Source organism: Streptomyces sp. a15, assembly GCF_059026085.1.
In genome coordinates this window covers 1-6,349 of the sequence record NZ_JBWLKM010000174.1, presented here as the reverse complement: position 1 = coordinate 6,349, position 6,349 = coordinate 1, and the positions used below count along the sequence as shown (strand labels likewise).

The window sequence follows — 6,349 nt, the reverse complement described above, 5'->3', positions numbered from 1 at the left end:
GCCATCGGGGTCTCGATGATCTCGTCGCCGATCACGAGCATGCTGTCCCGCGGACAGGTGTTGCAGAACCCGCGCGATGACCAGTCGGGGGTGCCGAAGCGTCGCCTGCTACGAGCGGCTCGGCGACCCGGCGGTGCGCACCGGTCTCGCCGGCTGGTCCCGCGGCCGGAAGGTCCTCGCCGTGTTCGACGAGGCCCACCGCGCCAAGGCCGGCGCGGCTTCCCGACGCGGCGCAGAGGCCGCGGAGCTCGCCCGCCGTGCCGACGCCGCCATGGTCGTGACCGGTACCCCGATGCCCAACCGGCCCCGCGACCTGGAGGCCGTCTTCGATCTGGTGTGGCCGGGGCAGGGGCATCGACACGGACACGGCGATCTCGCCCCTCTCCGGTCCCGGGCCTACGTACGCGCCACCAAGGACGACCTGGAACTCCCGCTGCTGCAGCTGCGGGTGGAACGCGTGGCCCTCACTGCCTCCCACCGCGCCCTGTACGACGCCATGTCCAACCGCGTACGGCAGTGGGCGCGCGACGTAGGCGGGCCCGAGCGGTCCGCCTCGGGGGCGGTGGTGGCACAAGCGGGCCGCGCCCTGCTGAATCTCATCGCCGCCGCCAACCCGGCCGCCGTCTTCGCCCCGGGGCGGCCGTGGTCGCTGCCGCTGGAGGAGCCCGGCCCGGCGGACCTGCCGGCCCTGGTCGCCGACCCAGCCCGGCATATCCGACCGGCCAAGGTCGTCCGCGCCGCCCAGCTCGTGGCCGAGAACCGTGCCCGGGGCCGCAAGACCGTCGTGTGGTCGGGCTTCCTCGGCAACATCGAGGCGCTGACCACGGCGCTGGCCCGGCACCGTCCGGCCGTTGTCACCGGCGCCACTCCGCTCGACGACCCGGCGGGACGAACCGACCGTCGGGCCCAGCTCGACCGCTTCCGTCATGACGACGATTGCTGGGCGCTGACCGCGACCCCGCAGACCCTGGGCGGGGGGGGGTCTCCTTGCATCTGGCGGCGAGCGACCAGATCCACCTGGACCGCGGGTACGCCGCCGGCACCTGGCTCCAGGCCATCGACCGCACGCACCGCCTCGGCCTGCCGACCGACGCCCGCCCCACCTGCACTGTGCTGCCGGCCACGGGCACCGTCGACGAAAGGGTCAACGAGGTGCTCAACCGCAAGGTCGCCGCGCTGGCCGCGGCGCTGCGCGATCCCGTCCTTCAGCCCGTCGCGGACCCATCCCTGACGGACGGGGACACCGACGCGCTGCTCGGCGACATGGACGCGCTGCGCGAGCTGCTGCGGCCGTGGTGACAGTCGAGGCGGTGTGGCAAGCAAGCCAACCAGAAGGTTCTTCGCCTGCTGGTGGTACACAGCAGCGTCTCACCGGGACAGTTGCACCCTGGCGCGGCGCAGCTCACCCCGTGGAGTAGCGGTTCCGCACGTCCCCGTCGTCTGCCGCGTACAGGTCACCGGTCGAATCCAGGCTCCGCTGCACGAAGTTGACGATCGTGAACTCGTGGCCGCAGTGCGGGCAGGAATGCTCGGTGCCCAGCGGCGGTAATAGTGTCGGGCAGCCGGCGTCGGCCCCGACTGCCTCGACCCTCTCGGCCGACACAACCGACTCCAGGGGTTCAACCGCCTCGAGCGCTGTGACCACCTCGACCGTCTCGACCGTCTCAACTGCCTCGCTCACGCCCGCCGTTTCGACCATGGGCGGTCCAGGAACCATCCGCGTGCCACGTGCCCGCTCGCCGAGTGCACGGCATGTGGCGGTGCAGAAGCGTGAGTCGGGACGGCCCCGGCGACGGGCCGTCGGGACGAACTCGGCGCCGCATGTGGCGCAGAGACTGGTTGCGTTGGCCATGGAGAGCCTCCCGGGTCGGAGTGGGGGTCATCGTGATCTGTTGCTCAGTAGAGCGGGGCGGGGGTTACCGCGCCGGAACGCCTGCGGTGCGAGGGGAAGGCGTCGGCCATGTCGCGCCCGGCATCCCGCTGCGACCCGTGATGTGCGAGGTGGCCACGACAGCGCAGGCCGCACGGTTGTTACTTCGCTGCAACCCCGTCGGTGAGAGCATCGGGCGCCGCCGGCGGTGGAGTCGCGGCCACGCAGGTCCATGGCAAAACGGCTTTCCGCTTCCGGGGCTTTCGGCGCGCACTGCGACGTCCGCCGCTTTATGGTGCCGAGTTGCGCCCGTACCCGACCGAGCGGTCGGACGGTGGGTGAATAGGCAAGAAATAGCCGGGGCTAAGGGAGAATGGCTCATTCCGGCTTCCTGGCCGCCGTGCACCTGCGTGTTCAGCGGAATTGGCGATCCGTCAGAAATCCGGGACGGCGTGCTGAAGCCCCGTCCTCTGGACTGTGCGCTGCTGTTAGAGTGTACGCGCCAGAAAAAAAAGGACTCTTGTTCGCCTGGAGATTCGTTCGAAAAGCGAGCGTGTCACAGTTCGGCTCCTCGCTAGAGCGGACTCCACAGGTCCACGACGCATGTGACTCGGGACCTGACTGCGGCGGTGCAGTGGTGATGCGGCCGTACAGCGCCGGCACCGAGGACCCGGTCGCCACAAAATGAGCGGGGTGATGTTGGTGAAAGCCGCCCCGGTCAATTGTGGCGAGCGCCGATTGATCGACTCATGGCAGTGAAATCGGCGTGTGCCAGCGTGCGTCGCCCGAAGTTGTGACGCGTGAGGCAGGCGTTGATCGAGCGAACGGAGATGTAGTGCGACGGGGGAGTACGGATGACAGGATCGTCGACGTTGATATTCGATCATTATCGGCGGAAGGTTCACCGAGAAACGCGGGCGAGGACCCGGACCATGTAGTGGCGCTCGCGGAATTGGATGTTCCACTGCCGCCCATCATCGTGCACCGTGCATCGATGCGGGTGATCGACGGACTGCACCGGCTGCGTGCCGCCCAACTGCGCGGCCACAGCACCATCGCGGTGACCTTCTACGACGGCACCGAGGCGGACGCCTTCGTCCTCGCCGTCGAGTCGAACGTGCGGCACGGACTGCCCCTGTCACTGCCGGACCGCAAACGGGCCGCAGCGCGGATCGTCGCCACGCATCCGCAGTGGTCGGACCGGAAGATCGCCTCCGTGACGGGCATCGCCCCCGGCACGGTCGCCGATGTGCGCCGGTCGGCGACGGTCGGCACACCCGGGGAGGGCATCGCGAGGATCGGCCGAGACGGGCGGGTGCGTCCCGTCGACGTCGCCGAGGGACGCAGGCGCGCGGGTCAGCTGATCGCCGAGAATCCGAATCTGTCGCTGCGCCAGATCGCCCGGGCCGCCGGTATCTCCCCGGAGACCGCGCGGGACGTGCGCAAGCGCCTCAGTCGAGGGGAGGAGCCGCTGCTCTCTCCGCGGCCACGCGGTGTCCGGCCCCGTCCCCGTGAGGAGTTGCTGAAGGTCGTACCGCAGGCGGACCATGGTGAGAACCGGCACGACGCGGCCGCCGGGTCCGCCTTCACCGAAGGGCTCTCGGCGGTGAACCGGCTCAAGGCGGACCCCGCTCTCCGGCTCAACGAGACAGGGCGTCAATTGCTGCGGCTGCTCAGTGTGCACATGCTCCCGCCGGACGAGTGGGAGGGAATCATCGACACCGTCCCACCGTATTGGGGCGGCACGGTGGCCCATCTGGCCCGTGAATGCGCGCATATCTGGGAAGAGGTCGCCGCCCGGGTGGAGAAGAACATCGCCCAGGGCAACGATTCAGCGGCTTCTCCGGCCGATTCGTCGGCCTGTCCGACCATGTGATTCCACCGGCCTGTCCATCCGCCTCGTCCAACTGTGTGAAGCGAGCGGTTGGACACCGGCACCACTGATCCCTCTCTCGGTGAGCGAAAGCCTTCCGGCCGGGCGGCCTGCGTAACGCCGCCCGGCCGGAACGACATGCCGCCGAGCTGCCCGCCGTGCTTCCGCGGAGCGGGCGTACACGATTCACGCGCGGTACAGCTACGCGAGTAGCGCTGCCGCCATCTCTGTGATGGTCACGTTTTGTCGGCCGTCCGTCCGGCATGCCCAAATGCCCGGCCACAGCGCATGGTTGGCCCGAATTCAGACAGGTATCGTCGCCTCTCGGATCGCGGGACCGGAATGTTCCCGAGAGACTCTCCACCCATTCACGCCCGCTGTTTCCTCGAATCCCTACAGCAGGAGGTCCCCGTCGACATGCTGGTCACTCAGACCCCCGGTGGGGTGATGATGAAGGGGGGCGAGGATTCGGAGCCCTCCAAGATCCGGCCGGGAACATCGCGGCGGGTACTCGCCTTTGTGGAAGCGCATCGCGGAACGGTGATTGTCCTCATTCTCGTGACGCTCGTCGATTCCCTCATCATCGTCGCGACTCCTCTGCTGTTGAAGGAGATCGTCGACAGCGGAATCATGAAGGATGACGCGCGGGTCGTGGTCGTCCTCGCGCTGCTCGTCGCCGCGCTCGCCCTGGTCGGCTCCGTGACCCAGCTCGCGCAGAGCGCCCTGACCGGCCGTATCGGCCAGGGAGTCAGCTACGACCTACGGGTCCAGGCGTTCCGCCATGTGCAGCGCATGCCCCTGGCCTTCTTCACCCGCACCCAGACCGGCGCCCTCTCCAGTCGGCTCAACACCGATGTGGTCATGGCCCAGCAGGCTTTGACCACACTGCTCCAGTCGGCGACCGGCGCGCTCACCGTGGTGCTGGTCCTCGCCGAGATGTTCTATCTCTCCTGGCTCGTCAGCCTGATCGCACTCGTGCTGCTGCCGGTGTTCTTCGTGCCCTGGCTCGCCATCGGCCGCCGACTTCAGGTGCATTCCAGGAAGCAAATGGAATTGCACTCCAACCTGAGCGGAACGATTCACGAGCGTTTCAACGTGCAAGGCGCCATGCTCGCCAAGCTGTTCGGCCGTCCGGCGGAGGAACTGGCCAAGTACCAGAACGAGGCGGAACAAGTACGCGATGTCGGCGTACGACTGACCATCTTCAGCCGCCTCGCATTCATTCTCATGGCGCTGCTCACCGCGCTCACCACCGCCCTCGTGTACGGCGTCGGCGGCCGACTCGTCCTCGATGAGGCCATAGGACTCGGCACCCTGGTGGCCCTCGCCACCTTGCTGGGCCGGCTGTTCGGCCCCATCACCCAGCTCTCCAGCATGCAGGCCAACGCCCTGACGGTGCTGGTCAGCTTCGACCGGATCTTCGAACTGCTCGACATCAAACCGCTCATCGAGGAGCGCCCCGACGCCGTCGCGCTCCCCGCACCCAGCCGCGACCGGGCCCCCGAAATACGGTTCGATCAGGTGTCCTTCGCCTACCCCCGCCCCGAGGAGGTCTCCCTGGCCTCCCTGGAGAGCCGTCCGGCCCCCGGCGACGAGCGCAGCAGGGCCGTGCCGGAGGTCCTGCACGGGCTGGACTTCAGCGTCGCCCCCGGCACGCTCACCGCACTCGTCGGCCCCTCCGGCGCCGGCAAGACCACCATCACCCACCTGGTCTCCCGGCTGTACGACGTGACCGCGGGAGCCGTTCGCATCGGCGGCAAGGATGTCCGCGACCTCACTTTCGACTCGCTGCGCGCCACCGTCGGCGTCGTCGCCCAGGACGCGTACCTCTTCCACGACACCATCCGCGCGAACCTCGCCTATGCACGTCCCGAGGCCACCGAGGAGGAGCTGATCGAGGCGTGCGAGCAGGCCCGCATCTGGGACCTGATCCACTCCCTGCCCGACGGGCTCGACACCGTCGTCGGCGATCGCGGCTTCCGGCTCTCCGGCGGCGAGAAGCAGCGACTGGCCGTCGCCCGGCTCCTGTTGAAGGCACCGGCCATCGTCGTGCTGGACGAGGCCACCGCCCACCTGGACTCCGAATCGGAGGCCGCCGTCCAGCGCGCACTGAAGACGGCCCTGAGCAACCGCACCTCCCTGGTGATCGCACACCGGCTGTCCACCATCCGCGAGGCCGACCAGATCCTCGTCATCGACGACGGCCGGGTCCGCGAACGCGGCACACACGAGGAACTCCTCGCCGCCGAAGGCCTCTACACCCACCTCTACGACACCCAGTTCAGCAAGTCCGAGACGCCGCCCCCGCCCCGCAGCAACGGCCATCACGAGCCGCCCCCGCCACGGGGCGCGGCCGGCCCGAAGATCCGTACCCGCGGCGGCGGAATGCCTGGTGGCGGGATGCCCGGCGGCGCAATGGGCGGCTCGCGGGTGCGGGGCGACGGCTCCGCCTGATCGGCACCAGCAGCCCGAGAAGAGGTCGTCCGTCGAAGGGGGAGACATGAACGGCACGTCGGTGGCAGCGCCGGTCTCGGTGGTGGAGTTGTTCCGTGCGCGGGTGGCGCAGGCGCCGGATGCGGTGGCTGTCGTCGATGGTGGGCGGCGGG

4 protein-coding genes are annotated in these 6,349 nt (G+C 69.0%); 3 read left to right on the top strand and 1 reads right to left on the bottom strand.

Features of this window, described 5'->3' with window-relative positions:
* Positions 1 to 76 precede the first annotated feature (76 nt).
* Positions 77 to 1,231: a hypothetical protein gene (locus AC5P09_RS51015; protein ID WP_493880481.1), complete on the top strand. Its 1,155-nt coding sequence runs from the start codon at positions 77 to 79 to the stop codon at positions 1,229 to 1,231.
* 171 nt (positions 1,232 to 1,402) lie between these two features.
* Here AC5P09_RS51015 and AC5P09_RS51010 read toward each other — a convergent pair whose 3' ends face one another.
* On the bottom strand, positions 1,403 to 1,699 hold the full coding sequence (locus AC5P09_RS51010; protein WP_493880480.1) for a hypothetical protein: 297 nt from the start codon (positions 1,697 to 1,699) through the stop codon (positions 1,403 to 1,405).
* A gap of 1,165 nt (positions 1,700 to 2,864) precedes the next feature.
* Between AC5P09_RS51010 and AC5P09_RS51005 the strand changes: the two genes are divergently transcribed.
* Positions 2,865 to 3,746 carry a hypothetical protein gene (locus tag AC5P09_RS51005; RefSeq protein WP_493880479.1) on the top strand — a complete coding sequence of 294 codons (882 nt, stop codon included), beginning with the start codon at positions 2,865 to 2,867 and terminating at the stop codon, positions 3,744 to 3,746.
* A 414-nt stretch (positions 3,747 to 4,160) separates the two neighbouring features.
* A complete protein-coding gene (locus tag AC5P09_RS51000; protein ID WP_493880478.1) occupies positions 4,161 to 6,197 on the top strand; it encodes an ABC transporter ATP-binding protein in 2,037 nt (678 codons plus the stop codon).
* Positions 6,198 to 6,349: the final 152 nt, after the last annotated feature.

Excerpts from the sequence above, each read along its gene's own strand:
- AC5P09_RS51015 (WP_493880481.1), top strand. The coding sequence starts at position 77 with ATGACCAGTCGGGGGTGCCGAAGCGTCGCCTGCTACGAGCGGCTCGGC.
- AC5P09_RS51010 (WP_493880480.1), bottom strand. The coding sequence starts at position 1,699 with ATGGTCGAAACGGCGGGCGTGAGCGAGGCAGTTGAGACGGTCGAGACG.
- AC5P09_RS51005 (WP_493880479.1), top strand. The coding sequence starts at position 2,865 with ATGCGGGTGATCGACGGACTGCACCGGCTGCGTGCCGCCCAACTGCGC.
- AC5P09_RS51000 (WP_493880478.1), top strand. The coding sequence starts at position 4,161 with ATGCTGGTCACTCAGACCCCCGGTGGGGTGATGATGAAGGGGGGCGAG.